Origin of the sequence: Cryptosporangium sp. NPDC051539, from assembly GCF_044454545.1 — a bacterium.
In the GTDB taxonomy this organism is placed as follows: domain Bacteria; phylum Actinomycetota; class Actinomycetes; order Mycobacteriales; family Cryptosporangiaceae; genus Cryptosporangium.
The window spans coordinates 15,326-31,633 of the sequence record NZ_JBITDV010000010.1 but is presented as its reverse complement, the minus strand read 5'-3'; the positions used below and the strand labels follow the sequence as shown (position 1 = coordinate 31,633).

The 16,308-nt window shown below is 69.8% G+C and carries 16 protein-coding genes; 6 read left to right on the top strand and 10 right to left on the bottom strand.

The window, feature by feature from the left end; genetic code table 11:
• Positions 1-75 precede the first annotated feature (75 nt).
• Positions 76-477 (bottom strand): DUF4307 domain-containing protein, encoded by a 402-nt coding sequence (locus ACIBZJ_RS28560; RefSeq protein WP_395934926.1) that lies wholly within the window; start codon positions 475-477, stop codon positions 76-78.
• Between the two features lie 102 nt (positions 478-579).
• Here ACIBZJ_RS28560 and mca point away from each other — a divergent pair, with 102 nt between their 5' ends.
• The 4 genes from mca to ACIBZJ_RS28540 all read left to right on the top strand — a co-directional run bounded on the left by mca (position 580) and on the right by ACIBZJ_RS28540 (position 7,009).
• On the top strand, positions 580-1,464 hold the full coding sequence (gene mca / locus ACIBZJ_RS28555; protein WP_395934924.1) for a mycothiol conjugate amidase Mca: 885 nt from the start codon (positions 580-582) through the stop codon (positions 1,462-1,464).
• Positions 1,461-1,766 (top strand): hypothetical protein, encoded by a 306-nt coding sequence (locus tag ACIBZJ_RS28550; RefSeq protein WP_395934922.1) that lies wholly within the window; start codon positions 1,461-1,463, stop codon positions 1,764-1,766. The genes mca and ACIBZJ_RS28550 overlap by 4 nt, the downstream gene beginning before the upstream one ends.
• 1,421 nt (positions 1,767-3,187) lie before the next feature.
• A complete protein-coding gene (locus tag ACIBZJ_RS28545) occupies positions 3,188-5,572 on the top strand; it encodes a putative bifunctional diguanylate cyclase/phosphodiesterase (protein ID WP_395934920.1) in 2,385 nt (794 codons plus the stop codon).
• A 189-nt stretch (positions 5,573-5,761) separates the two neighbouring features.
• Complete coding sequence (locus ACIBZJ_RS28540) at positions 5,762-7,009, top strand: Ig-like domain-containing protein (RefSeq protein ID WP_395934918.1); 1,248 nt, start codon at positions 5,762-5,764, stop codon at positions 7,007-7,009.
• Here ACIBZJ_RS28540 and ACIBZJ_RS28535 read toward each other — a convergent pair.
• Positions 6,999-8,684, bottom strand: coding sequence for an MDR family MFS transporter (locus tag ACIBZJ_RS28535; protein WP_395934916.1), 1,686 nt, complete (start codon positions 8,682-8,684; stop codon positions 6,999-7,001). The two genes, ACIBZJ_RS28540 and ACIBZJ_RS28535, sit on opposite strands and share 11 nt — an antisense overlap.
• 62 nt (positions 8,685-8,746) lie before the next feature.
• Complete coding sequence (locus ACIBZJ_RS28530) at positions 8,747-9,310, bottom strand: NADPH-dependent FMN reductase (RefSeq protein WP_395934914.1); 564 nt, start codon at positions 9,308-9,310, stop codon at positions 8,747-8,749.
• A 170-nt stretch (positions 9,311-9,480) separates the two neighbouring features.
• Here ACIBZJ_RS28530 and ACIBZJ_RS28525 point away from each other — a divergent pair, with 170 nt between their 5' ends.
• Positions 9,481-10,278 carry an IclR family transcriptional regulator gene (locus ACIBZJ_RS28525; RefSeq protein ID WP_395934912.1) on the top strand — a complete coding sequence of 266 codons (798 nt, stop codon included), beginning with the start codon at positions 9,481-9,483 and terminating at the stop codon, positions 10,276-10,278.
• Positions 10,279-10,355: 77 nt separating this feature from the next.
• Here the strand turns inward: ACIBZJ_RS28525 and pcaC are convergent, their stop codons facing one another.
• The 5 genes from pcaC to pcaH are packed head-to-tail and all read right to left on the bottom strand — an operon-like array spanning position 10,356 to position 14,073.
• Positions 10,356-10,727, bottom strand: a complete 372-nt coding sequence (gene pcaC, locus ACIBZJ_RS28520) for a 4-carboxymuconolactone decarboxylase (RefSeq protein WP_395934910.1) — start codon at positions 10,725-10,727, stop codon at positions 10,356-10,358.
• On the bottom strand, positions 10,724-11,506 hold the full coding sequence (pcaD, locus tag ACIBZJ_RS28515; protein WP_395934908.1) for a 3-oxoadipate enol-lactonase: 783 nt from the start codon (positions 11,504-11,506) through the stop codon (positions 10,724-10,726). The genes pcaC and pcaD overlap by 4 nt, the downstream gene beginning before the upstream one ends.
• Positions 11,503-12,816, bottom strand: a complete 1,314-nt coding sequence (gene pcaB, locus ACIBZJ_RS28510) for a 3-carboxy-cis,cis-muconate cycloisomerase (RefSeq protein WP_395934906.1) — start codon at positions 12,814-12,816, stop codon at positions 11,503-11,505. Before pcaB ends, pcaD begins: the two co-directional genes overlap by 4 nt.
• Positions 12,806-13,363 carry a protocatechuate 3,4-dioxygenase subunit alpha gene (gene pcaG / locus ACIBZJ_RS28505; RefSeq protein ID WP_395934904.1) on the bottom strand — a complete coding sequence of 186 codons (558 nt, stop codon included), beginning with the start codon at positions 13,361-13,363 and terminating at the stop codon, positions 12,806-12,808. The genes pcaB and pcaG overlap by 11 nt, the downstream gene beginning before the upstream one ends.
• Positions 13,360-14,073 carry a protocatechuate 3,4-dioxygenase subunit beta gene (pcaH, locus tag ACIBZJ_RS28500; RefSeq protein WP_395935568.1) on the bottom strand — a complete coding sequence of 238 codons (714 nt, stop codon included), beginning with the start codon at positions 14,071-14,073 and terminating at the stop codon, positions 13,360-13,362. The genes pcaG and pcaH overlap by 4 nt, the downstream gene beginning before the upstream one ends.
• 102 nt (positions 14,074-14,175) lie before the next feature.
• Here pcaH and ACIBZJ_RS28495 point away from each other — a divergent pair, with 102 nt between their 5' ends.
• The gene (locus ACIBZJ_RS28495; protein ID WP_395934902.1) at positions 14,176-15,360 is read left to right on the top strand and encodes a 4-hydroxybenzoate 3-monooxygenase; all 1,185 of its coding nucleotides are present in this window, start codon (positions 14,176-14,178) and stop codon (positions 15,358-15,360) included.
• Here ACIBZJ_RS28495 and ACIBZJ_RS28490 read toward each other — a convergent pair.
• Together ACIBZJ_RS28490 and ACIBZJ_RS28485 are read right to left on the bottom strand one after the other, a co-directional pair.
• On the bottom strand, positions 15,357-15,614 hold the full coding sequence (locus tag ACIBZJ_RS28490) for a hypothetical protein (RefSeq protein WP_395934900.1): 258 nt from the start codon (positions 15,612-15,614) through the stop codon (positions 15,357-15,359). The genes ACIBZJ_RS28495 and ACIBZJ_RS28490 overlap by 4 nt on opposite strands.
• 29 nt (positions 15,615-15,643) lie before the next feature.
• Positions 15,644-16,300, bottom strand: coding sequence for a phosphatase PAP2 family protein (locus ACIBZJ_RS28485; protein ID WP_395934898.1), 657 nt, complete (start codon positions 16,298-16,300; stop codon positions 15,644-15,646).
• Positions 16,301-16,308: the final 8 nt, after the last annotated feature.

Here is a 16,308-nt window from a genome sequence, read left to right as displayed (position 1 = left end):
ACGTTCGGAGGAACAGTTGCCCTCCGGGCACAGCTCTCCCCTCCCTGGATTCCACGGCCGGACGCCGCCGCTGGTTCACTCCGCGGGCGTACATCCGTCGGACTCGCCGCTGACCGCCCGCTGGGTCGTGGCGACGGTGACGATCCGGGTGATGACGGACTCGCCGGACGGAACCGAGATCGCGGCCCGGCCGGTCTCGGAGCCGTCCGCCGCCCGCGAGCGCACTTCGCACCGGAGCGGGGTGTCGCGTTTGCCGGACACCTCGAGCTCGATCCGGACCTCACGGTCGGACACGACCGAGTAGCGCAGCACCCGGGCGTCCACGCCGTTGTCGCCGAAGGTCGTGTACAGCTTTCCGGCGATGCCCAGACCCACCACGACGACGACTCCGACCAGCGCCGGAACCAGCCAGCGGGGGTAGGAGCGCTGTGCCCGGCGACGTCCGTACCGGCCGGGAGGAAATACAGGTGCGGTCACGGGTGCTCCGGTAGTGGGGGTCGGCGAGCCACTGTCGTGGCGTCCTCGGCCGTCATGGACACTTTCAGTAGTAGCAGCACCAACGTGAGGGAGGCCCGGCGCGTGTCGGAGCAGTTGCGTCTGATGGCCGTGCACGCCCATCCGGACGACGAGTCGAGCAAAGGCGCCGCGACGATGGCCCGGTACGTCCGGGAAGGCGTCTCGGTACTCGTGGCCACCTGCACGGGTGGCGAGCGGGGCTCGGTGCTGAACCCGCAGATGGACCGGCCCGAGGTCTGGGCCAATTTGAGCGATCTGCGCCGGGCCGAGATGCAGCACGCCCGCGAGATCCTGGGCGTCGACCAGGCCTGGCTCGGGTTCGTCGACTCCGGACTGCCGGAGGGCGACCCGCTGCCGCCGCTGCCCGAGGGGTGCTTCGCGGTGCAGCCGCTGGAGGTCGCCGCGGCGCCGCTGGTGAAGCTGGTCCGGGAGTTCCGTCCGCACGTGATCCTCACGTACGACGAGAACGGCGGTTACCCCCACCCCGACCACATCATGACCCATCGGGTGTCGGTCGAGGCCTACGAGGCGGCGGGCGACCCGGATCGCTACGTCGAGCTGGGTGAGCCCTGGCAGCCGCTGAAGCTCTACTACCACATGAGTTTCTCCAAGGCCCGGGTCCTGAAGCTGGACACGGCGATGAAAGAGGCGGGGCTGGAGTCGCCGTACCAGGAGTGGCTCGAGAACTGGCCGGACGACCGTCCGGACCCGGGTGACCGCATCACGACCAGGGTCGCCGCCGGCGAGTACTTCGGGCTGCGGGACGATGCGTTGCGGGCGCACGCCACTCAGGTGGACCCCAACGGCCGCTGGTTCGGCGTTCCGCTCGACGTCCAGCAGAAGATCTGGCCGACGGAAGACTACGAGCTGGCTCGGTCCGCAGTGGCGAGCGGCCTTCCGGAGGATGATTTGTTCGCAGGCATACGGGAGGCGGTGAAGCTCCGATGACGCTCATCGAAGCGGTCAACAACTTCGGCGACACGCGGGAAGGCGCCTCGGCGGGCCCGCTGGCGCTGGCGGTCATCGCGGTGCTGGCGATCGCCACCGTGTTGCTCTGGCGCAACATGACCGCGCGCATCAAGCGTCTCCCGGCCGAGTTCCCACCGGTGCCCGGCGAGGGCGCGGCGGCCGCCACCAAGGCCGAATCGGTGGCGACCGCGACGCCGAAGGCGGGGACGACGGTGACCGACGCGGACGCCGCCCCGGCCGCGGACGCGGGCACCGAGAAGTCGGGCGAGACCGACCGCTGAACTCCCGGCACCGTCCGGCCGCACGCGCAGAGCCGTCCACCGAAAGGGGTGGGCGGCTCTTTCCGCGCGGACGTCTTTCCCAGGGTTCGGTTACCTTGCGTAGTGGGCGCTTCACGTGGCAATTCCTTATGCGCGCATTACGAGAATCGGCCCCGGCTTCCGTTCTCTCCGTACGGAGAGTAACGTCGACTCCGCGCGGATCGGTGCATTCGATTCGTTGCCCAATCGTTGATGTCGTTCTTCTGAGAAGGCGGAACGGTAACGCTTCGCATATCAATAGATCACAGGCCGTAGAGTCGCTCGCCTTTACCGTTCGACTCCATTCTCGACCAGCGGGCGATCGCACATTGATTCATGACCATTGATGCGACTTCACCGTCCGCGATAGCACTACTACTGTCGGCGTTGTTCCTATCCGGAACCGCAATCCGGAAGTGATTTAGGGTTCAAGCGCCGGAAACGATTCGCAGAACGCGGACCGAATTTGCGCCTAGATATTTCTCGTTACGTTCTTACGCGTTCGGATGGGTGATCCGGGCCGACGGTGGCTACCCATCCTGAGTGACCGAGCGTGTACGGATCGGCAATGACGACCAGCGACGGGGAGATCTCCGAGAGGGGGTGGCGGCGATGCGCGGTGCAACGTGGGGCTGAAATCGACGTGAGTGAACGGTGTGACTGTTGGGACCGGAGTGATGGGAGGTGTTTAGTGATGCGTGGCGCGACTTGGGGCTGAGTTGACCCGATCTGTACAGGAACGATAGGCGGACGGAGGTGTGGACATGCGTGGCGCGACATGGGGCTGAGACCGGCCGGCGCGGTGCCCGGCTCGACCGGAGCGACTGCTGAACCGGATGAGTTTTGAAGGAGTTCTTGAAAACGCAGAGGGAGGTGTCCGTGATGCGTGGCGCGACGTGGGGCTGAGTGCACCGTTTGTGGCTTAGTGGCAATTAGTGACTCGTGGGAATGGAGGGACTTGACATGCGTGGCGCGACCTGGGGATGACAACGGTGCTCAACTGGGAATTGCAGTGAGAAGGGAGTTGCGTGATGCGCGGTGCGACCTGGGGCTGAACTGCCCATCGGAGGGCCGATCGTGCCCACCCGGAACGAATGTCTCCGGCTCGGCATGGATCGCCGCGGCTGCGTCGAAGCGGCCGCACTGTCAGATAGCGCAGCGTAGTCAGCTCGTCATTGACGGCTCCCGAAATGGCGGTTCCGACCGCCGTTCGGACGTGAGTCGGTAAAGCTCACTTACTTATCGCCCCATAACCCGTGACGCACCCGCCCTCCGTCGGAGAGGATCGTCGTTGCGTGGCCGTATCGGTCCCGCAGCCGGCACCCCGAGGAGGCAGCGTGGACGCGGTTATCGGCGCCCAGCGACTGTCGCTTCCCAGTCGCCTTCGCGCCTTGATCACAGGTATGACCGTATTGGCGGCGGTCTGTATCGCCGGCGTCGCTCTGACGCTGCGCCCGCCGGGCGAAGACTGGTGGGCCATCCCGCTCGTCACGGTCATGGTCGCGATCAGCCGGCTCTGGATCGTGCGCCGCTACGTCGGCGGCAGCGGCATCCTGGTCGACTGGGGCGAGGCCGTCCTCATCGTCGGCCTGGTACTGATCTCTCCGGCCTGGACCGTGCTCACGGCCGCGCTCGGCACCGCCGTGGCGATGGCGTGGAAACGGTTCGATCCGGTCAAGGCCTGGTTCAACGTGGCCACCACGATCGTCGGCGTCAGTGTCGCCGCGCTCGTCATGGTGGCGATCGCGGGGTCCCGGCCCGACCCGATCAGCTGGCGCGGCGCCCTGGCGCTCGCGGTGATGGCCACGATCTCGGCTCTCGTCAGCGAGTTGGCGTGCGCGGCCGCGGTCGCTTTCTCCCGCGGCGACACATTCCGGACCGTGCTCTTCGAAGGAGTCGGGACCCGCGCGCTGGGTCTCCTCATGAATTTCGCGATCGGCGCGATGATTCTCGCCGTCGCGCGCTACGCGCCCTACCTCCTCGTGGTCCTGCCGCCGGTTCTCTGGCTGCTGATCGAAGGCTTCGCCGGTCGCGTTCGGACCCGGATCGAGCGTCGCATGTGGCAACGGCTCACGGTGGCGACCCGCGAGATGGGTCACCTCGATATCGACGCTGTGTTGCGATCGGCGATCGTGGAATCGGCGAAGTTGTTCTCCGCGGACGTCGTCGAGGTCGAATGGAAACGGGCCAACGGCGACGCGGTGCTCACGCGCGGTGACGCGGCCGGCAAGGTCTGGCAAGGAAAGCCGGGCGTCTATCGTCCGGAGCAGACCGCGTATCCGGTCTCGCTGGTGAACGGCTCCGGGCCCTCGTTCGGCGAGCTCCGCCTCTGCTTCCGATCGCAGGTCCGCCTCCCCGAGCGCGAGCAGCTCGCGCTGTCGACCCTGGGCAGCGCGCTGGCCGGCACGATGCAGAACGCCTACGTGCACCAGCAGTTGCACGACCTGGCCACTCAGGACTCGCTGACCGGGCTGGCCAACCGGTCCTGCCTGATGGCCGAGGGCAACGCGGTGCTGACCAGCGGCCACGGCACGGTCGCGCTGATGCTCCTCGACCTCGACCACTTCCGGCAGGTCAACGACACGCTCGGGCACGAGGCCGGCGACGACCTGCTGCGGGTGGTCGCCGACCGCCTGCGGGCCCGGGTCACGCTGGGGGAGACGCTGGCCCGCCTCGGCGGCGACGAGTTCGCGCTGCTGATGCCCGGCCAGGCCGACCTGGCCGCCGCTTCGGTGCACGCCCGAGACCGGGCCCGGACGCTGCTGGCCGCCCTGGGTGGCCCGCTGGTGGTCGACGGGGTCGAGCTCTCGGTCGAAGCCAGCGCCGGTGTGGTGGCCGCCGAGACCGGCAGCTGCGACATGGTCGAGCTGCTCCGCCGGGCCGACTCCGCGATGTACCGGGCGAAGGCGCGCGGTGTCGAGCTGGTCGAGTTCGATGCCGAGCGCGACACCGCCAGCGTCGACCGGCTCGCGCTGGCGTCCGAGATGCAGGCCGCGCTGGCCGCCGACGACCAGATCGTCATCCAGTTGCAGCCGAGCGTCGATCTGGTGGCCGGGGTTCCGCTGGGTGCCGAGGTGCTGGTCCGGTGGCGGCACCCGCGCCGCGGAATGCTCTCGCCGGCCGCGTTCATCCCCGACATCGAGCACACCGACCTGATCGCCCCGCTGACCCGGCGCGTGTTCGAGCTGACCCTCAGCACCTACCGCGCCTGGATGGACGACGGGGTGGACGCCCCCGTCGCGGTGAATCTCTCGGCCCGCTCACTGCTCAACCGTGACCTGCCCGACGAGGTGGGCCGGTTGCTGGCCGAGTTCGACGTCCCGCCCGACCGGCTGGTGCTCGAAATCACCGAAACCGCGATGATGAGCGAGCTCGAGGTCGTCGACGAGGTGCTCACCGCGCTGCGTGAGCTGGGCGTCCGGCTCTCGCTGGACGACTTCGGCACCGGGTTCTCCTCGCTGATGTCGGTCGCGCGGGTCACCGTCGACGAGATCAAGATCGACCGGCAGTTCGTCATCGCGATGAGCACGTCACCGCAGGCCGAGGCCGTCGTCCGGATGACGGTCGGGCTGGCCCACACGCTCGGGCTGCGCGCGATCGCGGAGGGCGTCGAGACCGCTCAGCAACGCGCTGAGCTGGTCAAACTCGGCTGCCACGGTGCGCAGGGCTTCTACTTCTATCCGCCGCTCGACCCGGACGACGCGAAGTCCGTACTCGCCGCCCGCGGCGGCCCCGACGGCCCACCGCAGTGGTCCGTTGTCGCCGGTCCGGGCGGACTTTCCGGCTGATCGGAGGAGGGGTATCCCGGACAAAGGTTCGCAGGCCGGTGCCTTAGCCTGAACCACGAATAGCGTTAACCAGACCTTATTTCAGCACCGTCAGCCGTTCGCTCGGCGTACTTGATTTCCTGAGGCACGATAGAGCGGCTGATCGCGCCCCACCGTCCTGCGGCGCACCGTCTCTCCCCGGAGCTGCTCGTGACCACCCCCGTTGCTCTGAATGCCGGCCCCCGCGGCGTCCGGAGTCGTTTGGTCTTTCTGGTCGCGCTCCTCGCGACCGCGGCCTTGTTCGTCACCGGCTGCTCCTCCTCCGGCGACGACGGCAAGGGTGGCAGCGGCACCGCTCCAGCGGCTTCGAAGTCGCCCGACGGTCCGAAGCTGACGGTCGAGCCGGCGGCCAACGCCACCGCGGTGGCCCCGACGTCGACGATCAAGCTGTCGATCGACAAAGACACGATCACCGCCGTCACGGTGAAGGGCGGCGACGGTGACGCCGTCGAGGGCAAGGTCGGCGCCGACCAGCGCAGCTGGGAGAGCAGCGGCAAGCTCGCGTTCGGCGCGACCTACACCGTCTCGGTCACCACGAGCGGCTCGTCCACGCCGCTGACGTCGAAATTCCAGACCGTCCCGACGCCGTCGGGCGACAGCTCGGTGCGGGCGTCGAGCATCCTCGGTGACGGCAAGACCTACGGCGTCGGCATGCCGATCATCCTCAAGCTGAGCCACTCGGTGAAGAGCGACGCGGCCCGGGCCAAGTACGAGAAGATGCTGAAGGTCACCTCGAACCCGTCGACGACCGGTGCCTGGGGCTGGATCAGCTCGACCGAACTGCACTTCCGCCCGTCGGAGTACTGGAAGTCCGGCAGCACCGTGCACGTGACGGTCGACAGCGCGGGCCGCCAGATCGCCGACGGCGTCTGGGGCCGCACCGACATGACCGTCGACTTCAAGATCGGCACGAACCGCCGGCTGGTCGCCGACTCCTCGACCCACACGATGACGGTCAGCGAGGGCGGCGAGGTCGTCAAGACGATGCCGGTCAGCCTGGGCAAGCCGAAGTACCCGTCGAGCAGCGGCACGATGCTGATCATCGACAAGCGGCGCGAGGCGATGTTCGACTCGTCGACGTACGGGCTCGCGGTCGACTCGCCCGACGGCTACCGCACCAAGGTCGAGTACCCGATGCGCCTCACCTGGGGCGGCGAGTTCATCCACTCGGCGCCGTGGTCGGTCGCTCAGCAGGGCAAGGAAAACGTGTCGCACGGCTGCATCAACGTCGCGCCCGACATGGCGATCTGGCTGTTCAACCGCGTCCAGGTCGGTGACCCGGTGACGGTGAAGAACACCGGTACCGACATCCAGCTCGGTAACGGCTACAGCGACTGGACGCTGAACTTCACCGACTGGCTCACCCACTCCAAGGGTGGCGTCGTCACTACGGCCTGACCGGTTCCCGGTCGGAGGTGTCGACGTCCTCGACGACACCGGGTGGCACGAACGCGGGTGCGGCCGCGGCCGCCTCCCGGGCCTGCAGGCCCGACTGCGTCCGCAGCGGCAGCTCCGGCAGCCTCCACAGGATGACGACGCCGAGCGCCATGATGCACGCGGCCAGCAGGAACACCGTGCTCATCGCGTCGGAGAAGCCGGCCTTGAACGGGTGCGCCAGCGTCGCGTCGAGGTGCGTGATGAACGAGGTGTCCGACAGCGAGCCGCCGAGGTTCTGGATGGCTCGCGCCTGATCGGGGTGGGCGGCGAGCGCGGCCCGGTACTCCGGCGTCTCCGCCGCCGAGCGGACGGCCGAGGAGATCGACGTCGTCAGCCCGGAGAACAGCACCGAGAGGAACACCGCGGTTCCGAGCGTCCCGCCCATCTGCCGGAAGAACGTGACCGCGGCGGTCGCTACACCCATGTCCCGGGGGTCGACCGCGTTCTGCACGGCGAGGATGACCGGCTGCATGTTGACGCCGAGCCCGGCACCGAACATCGCCATGATCAGCATCGTCGCGGCCAGCGGGGTGTCGGCGCCGATCCGGGAGAACAGCAGCAGCGCGACCGCCATGAGCACGCCGCCGATCAGCGGGAAGATCCGGTAGCGCCCGGTACGGGTGATGACCGTGCCGGAGATCGCGGCCGCGGTCATGATGCCGATCACCAGCGGCAGCATCTGCAGCCCGCCGACCGTCGGCGACGAGCCCTTGACGATCTGGAGGTACTGGGGGAGCAGCGCCATCGCGCCGAACATCCCCATGCCGATGATCAGGCTGCCCGCCGAGCCCACCGCGTAGGTGCGGCCCCGGAACATCCGCAGCGGCAGCAGCGCCTCGTCGCCGTACGTATGTTCGGCGAGCAGGAACAGCCCGATGCCGATCAGGCCGATGACGATGCAGGCGATCGACCGGCCCGAGCCCCAACCCCACTCGCGGCCCTGCTCGGCCACCGTGAGCAGCGGTACCAGGCCGACGACGAGCGCGAGCGCGCCGGGCCAGTCGATGCGGTGTGCACGCGGGGTGTGTGCGACGTTGAGCACCCGGGTGACGACGACCAGCGCGACGGCGCCGACCGGCAGATTCACCCAGAAGATCCAGCGCCAGCCGGCCGTGCCCAGGATCGAGTCGGCCCCGGCGAAGAAGCCGCCGATCACCGGCCCGAGGACGCTGGACGTGCCGAACACCGCCATGAAGTAGCCCTGGTACTTGGACCGCTCCCGGGGCGGGACGATGTCGCCGATGATCGCGAACGCCAGCGACATCAGGCCACCGGCGCCGAGGCCCTGGATCGCCCGGAACGCCGCCAGCTCGTACATCGACGACGAGATCCCGCAGAGCAGCGAGCCGAGCAGGAAGATCCCGATCGCGGTGAGGAACAGCGGCTTGCGTCCGAAGATGTCGGAGAGCTTGCCGTAGAGCGGGGTCACGATCGTGGACGTGATCAGGAACGCGGTGGTGGCCCAGGCCTGGAGGTCGAAGCCCTCGAGGTCGTCCGCGATCGTGCGGATCGCGGTAGCCACCACGGTCTGGTCGAGCGCGCTGAGGAACATCCCGAGCATCAGCCCGATGATGATCGCGGTGATCTGCCGGTGCGTCAGGGCGGTCCCAGGCGCGGTTGTTCCGTGATTAGCCACGATTCAGTGTAAAAGGTACGCTCCGGGCGTCAACGGACACCCGGAGCGTCGCTCCACCTACATCAGGCGCGCAGCGCCTTCAGTGCCACACCCCAGCGGCCGAGTTCGTCGAGCATCGCGTTGGCGGACGTCTCGATCAGCTCGTTCGGGACGAAGACGCCGTCCTCGAGGAACTGCTGGACGAACGGGATCGTCACGGCCTCGATCAGCGTCACGACCTTGAGGGACTGGAGTACCGGCTTGAACGCCTGGGCCGAGCGCAGGCCGGCCGAGACGCCGCCGTAGCTGACCAGGCCGGCCGGCTTGTAGTGCCACTCGTTGTGCAGGTAGTCGACGGCGTTCTTCACCGCCGCCGGATAGCTGTGGTTGTACTCGGCGAGCACGAACACGAACGCGTCCGCGGCGTCGACCCGGGCGGCCCACTCCTTGGTGTGGTCCTGGGTGTACTTGGCCAGCCGGGGGTGGTTCGGTTCGTCCATCAGCGGCAGGTCGAGTTCGGCCAGGTCGACGAGGTCGACCTCGTCGAAGCCGCCGTGCTTGCCGGCCGCCGCCTCCACCCACTGTCCGACGGGCAGGCCGACGCGGCCCGGGCGGGTACTGGCGACGATGATCTGCAGCCTGGACATGCACGACTCCTCAGGAATCCGGATCGTTCTCCGTGTCAACTACTCGGCCAACCTGTGCACCGCGTCAGTCAATTCCGGCGAGCGGCAGGCGAGGCGACAATCACAGCGCAGGAACTTTTGTGGTGCCTGATCGAGTTCGCGCATCAGGCCGAGGCTGCCATTCTGGCAGCGTGGATACCGCAGCTTCGGTCACTAGCAAGGCGCTCGGGATCCTGGCCGCGTTCACCGCCGACGCGCCCCGGCTCACGCTGTCGGAGATCGGCCGTCGCGCCGGGCTGCCGCTCACCACCGCTCACCGTCTGGTCGGTGAGCTCGCCGAGTGGGGCGCGCTCGAACGCGACGAGAGCGGCCGGTACCGGATCGGGCTGCGGCTCTGGGAGGTCGCCTCGCTCGCGCCGCGCAGCCTCGGCCTCCGCGAGCAGGCGATGCCCTTCCTCGAAGACCTCTACGAGGTCACCCACGAGAACGTGCAGCTCGCGGTCCGCGACGGCTACGAGGCCGTATACGTCGAGCGGATCTCCGGCCGTCAGGCGATCGGCGTCGTCTCCCGGGTCGGCGGACGCCTGCCCCTGCACGCGACCGGCGTCGGGCAGGTGCTGCTCGCGTACTCGCCGCCGGAGTTCCAGGACCGGGTGCTCGAACAGCCGCTGAAAGCGTTCACCCGGCACACGCCCACCGATCCGAAGCGCTTGCGGCAGGTGCTGGCCGAGGTCCGCCGGAGCGGGATCGCGATCTGCGACCGGATGGTCGACCCGGACTCGCTGTCGGTCGCGGCACCGGTGTTCGGGCCGCCGGACGGCGCCGACGCGATGGCCGCGCGGGTGACGGGGGGCGCCACCGTGGTCGCGGCGCTCTCGGTGGTGGTGCCGAGTGAGGGTGCCGACCGGCTCGGTCTGGTGCCCGCCGTCCGGGCCGCCGCCCGAGGCATCACCCGGAGTTTGGGGGCGGCCCGCCCGGAACGACGCTGACAGCGGCGCCGGACCAATACGCGGCGTCGAGCGGCGCGGATGTCAGCGCCGCTCTGGGCGGGCTCCAGGTCAAGACGCTAAGCGTCTTCGGTGAGGACTTTCTGGGCTAGGGCGAAGGCGGAGTTGGCGGCCGGGACGCCGGCGTAGACCGCGGTGTGCAGGAAGACCTCTTTGATCTCGTCCGGCGTCAGGCCGTTCCGGCGGGCGGCCCGGACGTGCATCGGGATCTCGTTCTCGGCCCGCAGCGCGGCGAGCAGCGCCAGCGTCAGGCAGCTGCGGGTCTTGCGGTCGAGGCCCTCGCGCGTCCAGATCTCGCCCCAGGCGTACCGGGTGATGAAGTCCTGGAAGTCGGCGGTGAACTCGGTCGCGTCGGCGGTGGCCCGGTCGACGTGGGCGTCCCCGAGCACCTCGCGACGGACCTTCATCCCGGCTTCGTGGCGATCGGTCATCGGCCCCCCTCGAAATGTGCGCTGATCAGCGCCGCGATCGTGTCCGGCTGTTCGAGCGTCGCCAGGTGGGCGGCGTCGGGCACGATCTGCAGCCGGGCTCCGGTGATCTCCTCGACGATCGCGTCCGCGTGCGAGGGCGGGGTCGCCGGGTCGTCCGCGCCGGCGATGACCAGCGTGTCGGCGGTGATCCGGCGCAGCGCGGGCCGCAGGTCCATCCCGGCGATCGCCTCGCAGCACCCCGCGTAGCCCTCGTCCGGTGTGGCGTCGAGCATCGCGAGCGCGGCCTTCACCCGATCGGGCTCGCGCTGCCGGAAGCCGTCGGTGAACCACCGGCCGGCGGCTGCCTCGCTGATCGACCCGGTCCCGCCGGAGCGGACGGTTTCGGCGCGCTCGATCCAGCCGGTCGCCGGGGGAAGGTAGGCCGACGTGCAGACCAGCGCGAGCCGGTCGATCCGCTCCGGTGCGGTCGACGCCAGCCACATCCCGATCATCCCGCCGAGCGAGAGCCCCGCGTAGTGGACGGAATCCAGCCCCAGCCCGTCGAGTACCGCGAGGAAATCGGCGCCGAGTTCGTCCAGCGTGTACGGCCCGGGCAGAACCTCGGACCCGCCGTGCCCCCTGTTCTCCACGGCCAGCACGCGGTACCGCTGGGCGAAAACCGGGATGAGCGGCTCCCACATCCCCTGGTTGGTGCCGATCGAGTTGGCGAGGACGAGAACCGGGGTGTCGACCGGCGCCTCCTCGACGCCGTACCAGGTGGTGGCCAGTCGAGCGGTCACTGGGAGGGTCCTCTCCACGTGTCGGTGTGTGCGGCCAACGCCCGGTCGACGAGCGCGTCCGCGCTGCCGAGGTAGTTCGCGGGATCGAGCGCGGCGTCCACCTGGTCGGCGGCCACCCCGCCCTCGATCAGGACGTCCCGCAGGGGACGGCCACTGGCTACCGCGGTTTTCACCAGATCATGCGCCGCGCCGCGACCCAGTGACCCGGCCAGCACCCCGCTGACGTGTTCGCTGAGCAGGACGCCGCCGGTGGCGTCCAGCGTCGCGCGCATGGCGGCCGTGTCCACTCGCAGGTCGGGCAGGAACCGGGCAGCGCGACCGGCCGCGCCCCCGACGACGACGAACAGCTCGCGGAGCGGCTCCCACTCGGCGTGCCAGCCGCCGGTCGCCCGCTCGTGCTCCTGCTGCGCGGCCGCGACGTAGAGCGTCGAGAGCAGGCCGGGCGTCCGCACCGACGCGGACCGGACCAGGATCGCGTTGGCCGGGTTGCGCTTGTGCGGCATCGCCGAGGAACCGCCGCCTGCGCCGCCCTCGGCGACCTCGCCCACCTCCGACTGCGCGAGCAGCGTGACGTCGAGCGCGATCTTGCCGAGTGCCGCCGAGACCGCCGCGAGCGCCGAACCGAGGCCGAGGACGCGCTGGCGGTCGGTGTGCCACGGGAGGGCCGGATCCTCGAGGCCCAGCTCGGACGCCAGCGCGGCGCTCACCGCGAGGCCGGACGAACCCAGCGCGGCCAGCGTCCCGGCGGCCCCGCCGAACTGGATCGCCAGCGGTACCGACCGCAACCGCGCCGCCGCGGTGTCCAGTGCCACCAGCCACCCGGCCGCCTTGAGCCCGAACGTCGTCGGGAGCGCCTGCTGGCCGAGCGTCCGGCCGACCGTCAGCGTGCGGCGGTGCTCGGACGCCAGCGACGCCAGCGCGTCGGTCGCCGTCCGCAGACGCGCGAGCAGCACGGCCGACGCCCGGGACGACACCAGCATCAGCGCCGTGTCGAGGATGTCCTGGCTGGTCGCGCCGTGGTGCACCCAGGGGCGGGCCTCGGCCGGCAGCAGCCGCTCGATCTCGCGGACGAGCGGCACCACCGGATTGCCCGACGACTGCGCGGCCGCGCCCAGCCGGGCCAGGTCGAACTCGTGCTGGCACGCGAGCCCGATCGCTTCGGCCGCGTCCGCCGGGACCACCCCGGCGGACGCCTCCGCACGGGCCAGCGCGCCCTCGGCGTCGAGCATCGCGCGGGCCACGGCGGCGTCATCGACCCGCGCGGACACGACCGGGTCGGTGAAGAGCGGGTCGAACAGGTCAGAGCGCAAAGAACGCGGTCTCCCCGTCTCCCTGGAGCCGGACGTCGAACCGGTACCCGTCGTCGGCGGTCGGCGCGATCAGCGTCGGCCGGGCCGCCGCGGGCACGGACGCCAGCACCGAGTCCTCCGCGTTGGCGGCTTCCTCGTCGGCGAAGTAGATCCGGGTCACCACGCGCTGGAGCATCCCACGGGCGAACACCGAGACGTCGATGTGCGGCGCCTGCAGGGCTCCGTCGACGTCCGGCACCCGGCCGGGCTTGAGCGTGTAGACGCCCCACTCGCCGCCGGCGTCGGTCGCCGAGCGTCCGAAACCGCGAAAGCCCTCGACCGACGGCGCCGCCGCACCGCGGGGGTCGTCCGGATGGTCGAACCGGCCGGAGGGGTCGGCCTGCCAGGTCTCGATCAGCCCGTCCGGGACGACGTCACCGTTGCCGTCGGTGAGCCGGCCGCGGATCCAGAAGCCGCCCGGCGTGCCCGCGGGGGCGACGAACGGACCGTCGTCCCAGGTCAGCCCGATCGACAGATACGGGCCCACGGTCTGTGAAGGAGTTGTCATTCGTCGTCCACCTCCGACTCGAACGGCGTCGCGTCCGAGCCGCGCAACACGATGTCGAACTCGAACGCCAGGGCCCAGTCCGGCTGCGTCGACTCCAGATCGAAGCGGGAGATCATTCGCTGCCTGGCCTTCTCGTCCGGAACCGAGTTGAAGATCGGGTCGTAGGGGAACAACGGATCGTCCGGAAAGTACATCTGGGTGACCAGGCGCTGCGTGAACGCCCGCCCGAACAGCGAGAAGTGGATGTGCGCCGGACGCCACGCGTTGAGGTGGTTCTTCCACGGATAGGCGCCGGGTTTGATCGTGGTGAACCGGTACCTGCCTTCGCCGTCGGTCAGCGTCCGGCCCAGCCCGGTGAAGTTCGGGTCGAGCGGGGCCGGCCAGTTGTCGACGACGTGCCGGTAGCGCCCGGCGGCGTTCGCCTGCCAGATCTCGAGCAGCGTCTGCGGCACCGGCCGCCCGTCACTGTCGAGCACGCGTCCGTGGACGATGATCCGCTGGCCCTGCGGCTCGCCGTCGTGCTGTCCGGTGAGGTCGCTGTCGAGCTCGCCGAGCCGTCCCTCGCCGAGCAGTGGCCCGGTGATCTCGGTGAACGCGTGCGGCAACGTGATCAGCGGCTGCTTCGGATGGCGCAGCGCCGTCGACTTGTACCCGGTGTAGTCCAGGTGCGGGTGGACGTCGGTGTCCCGCAGATACCTCGGCAGAACCATCATCCGTACACGCTAGGGCGGCCCGCGGCGGCTCCGGGATCAGGCTTCCGGCCAGCGGAAGGCTCGGGTTCTGGATCTGGTTTCGTTCGCGATCCTGGAGCGATGCGCAGCCGCACCCAGGTAGGCATCATCGGCGCCGGGCCAGCCGGTCTCCTGCTCCAGCACATGCTGGCCCGTCACGGCGTCGACTCGGTGCTCGTCGAGAACCGGAGCCGTGAGTACTGCGAGAAACGCCAGCGGGCCGGCGTCCTCGAACACGGCACCGTCGAGTTGCTGAAGGAGATCGGTCTCGGAGACCGGATGGTCGCCGAGGGGCTGACCCACAGCGGGATCTACCTGCAGTTCGCCGGAGAGCGTCACCACCTCGACTTCCCGTCGCTCACCGGCGGCCGGACGCTGACCGTCTACGCGCAGACCGAGGTGGTGAAGGACGCGATCGCGGTCGGCCACCCGATCCACTTCGAGGTCACCGACACCGCGGTCCGCGACATCGATACCGAACGCCCGGTGCTCTCGTTCACCGACGCCGGCGGGGTCGCGCACGAGGTCGAGTGCGACGCGATCGCCGGGTGCGACGGCTTCTACGGCGTCTCCCGCCCGGCGATGCCCGCACTGCGGGTCTCCGAGCGGACGTATCCGTTCGCCTGGCTCGGCATCCTCGCGACGGTTCCGCCGTCGACGGACGAGCTGATCTACGCGCACTCGGCCTCCGGCTTCGCGATGCACAGCATGCGGTCGCCCGAGGTCAGCCGTCTCTACATCCAGGTCGATCCGGACGAGAAGATCGAGGACTGGCCCGACGAGCGCATCTGGGAGCAGTTGCAACTGCGCCTCGGTCACCCCGGCTGGACGCTGCACGAGGGCCCGATCGCCGAGAAGGGCATCACGCCGATGCGCAGCTTCGTGGCCGAGCCGATGCGGTCGGGGCGGCTGTTCCTCGCCGGTGACGCGGCGCACATCGTCCCCCCGACCGGCGCGAAGGGGCTCAACCTGGCGGTGGCTGACGTCAAGGTGCTGGCGGACGCACTCGTCCGGCTGCTGGTCGAGGGGAAGGCCGACCTGGCCGACGCCTACTCGCAGACGTGCCTGACGCGGGTGTGGCGCAGCACCTGGTTCTCCTGGTACATGACGTCGATGCTGCACCGCTTCCCGGCGGACTCGTTCACCAGCGCGGCCGAGGCCGAGTTCCAGGAGCGGCTGCAGATCGCGCAGTTGCGCCAGGTGACGTCGTCGGATGCGGCCGCGCGCGACCTCGCCGAGAACTACGCCGGCTGGCCCCTGCCCTAAGCCGCGCTGACCTGGGCCGGTCGCTCGTCGCCCAGGGCGCCTCGGGGAGCCGGGTGCTCGACGAGGGCGAGTACGCGCGCGGCCATGAACCGGGCCGTGCGCACCGGGGTGCCGCCCCGGGTCACCTCGGTGACCTCGACGATGCCCCGGCCATGGGTGACGTCGACGCGGCGGCCGGCCCGGGTCGCGACGACTTCGTAGGTACGGGTGGTCTCGCCGGCGTCGATGACGATTTCTACGCGGTCGCCCTTCATACCGAGCACCTCACGTCCGAACGGGTGTACTACCCATTGTTGCACGCGAACGACGCGAAGAGTGGCGTCACGATCGCACGCAGTGCGACACCGAGGGCGAGGCCGGCGGCCGCATCGCTGGCCCAGTGGAAGCCCAGAACAACCATGCAGGCGACGCAGATCGCCGCCGCGCCGATCCCGACGCCGAGCATCCGTCGCGCCCAGCGCCCGTCGCCGGTCAGCGCCACCAGCAGCACGCCGAGCGTCGCACTGAACACCAGGATGTTGGCGGCGTGGCCGGACGGGAAGCTCAGCCCGCCCGCGAACAGGTGCGGGTTGCCGCTGGACGGCGGCGGACGCCCGGCGCAGAACTTCGCGACCCCGATCACCGCCGTGTGCAGGGCGAAGACGCCGGCCAGCCCGACCAGCGGCCGTACTCGTCGGGTGCGCAGCGCGAGCAGCAGCGCCACCAGCGCCGAGGCCAGCGGAAACACCCAGTTCTGCCCGAGCGAGAACCCGACCCGGGCCGGCCAGTAGAACGCCGACGCCCGGTCGCGTCCCAGCCCGGCCGAGGCGATCGACCGGTCGAGACCGGTCAGCACGTCGGTCGCGATGCCGATCGTGAGTCCGACGAACACGGAAACGCCGACGGCGGCCCCGACCCAGTGCGGCCGTCGGAGTTTCGCTACGGCTGCGGTCGGAGACATGTTCAGAA

Coding starts and splice junctions, on each gene's coding strand:
- ACIBZJ_RS28490 (WP_395934900.1), bottom strand. CDS start 15,614: ATGAAGGGCGACCGCGTAGAAATCGTCATCGACGCCGGCGAGACCACC.
- ACIBZJ_RS28495 (WP_395934902.1), top strand. CDS start 14,176: ATGCGCAGCCGCACCCAGGTAGGCATCATCGGCGCCGGGCCAGCCGGT.
- pcaG (WP_395934904.1), bottom strand. CDS start 13,363: ATGACAACTCCTTCACAGACCGTGGGCCCGTATCTGTCGATCGGGCTG.
- pcaH (WP_395935568.1), bottom strand. CDS start 14,073: ATGGTTCTGCCGAGGTATCTGCGGGACACCGACGTCCACCCGCACCTG.
- ACIBZJ_RS28550 (WP_395934922.1), top strand. CDS start 1,461: ATGACGCTCATCGAAGCGGTCAACAACTTCGGCGACACGCGGGAAGGC.
- pcaC (WP_395934910.1), bottom strand. CDS start 10,727: ATGACCGATCGCCACGAAGCCGGGATGAAGGTCCGTCGCGAGGTGCTC.
- ACIBZJ_RS28545 (WP_395934920.1), top strand. CDS start 3,188: ATGACCGTATTGGCGGCGGTCTGTATCGCCGGCGTCGCTCTGACGCTG.
- ACIBZJ_RS28530 (WP_395934914.1), bottom strand. CDS start 9,310: ATGTCCAGGCTGCAGATCATCGTCGCCAGTACCCGCCCGGGCCGCGTC.
- ACIBZJ_RS28485 (WP_395934898.1), bottom strand. CDS start 16,300: ATGTCTCCGACCGCAGCCGTAGCGAAACTCCGACGGCCGCACTGGGTC.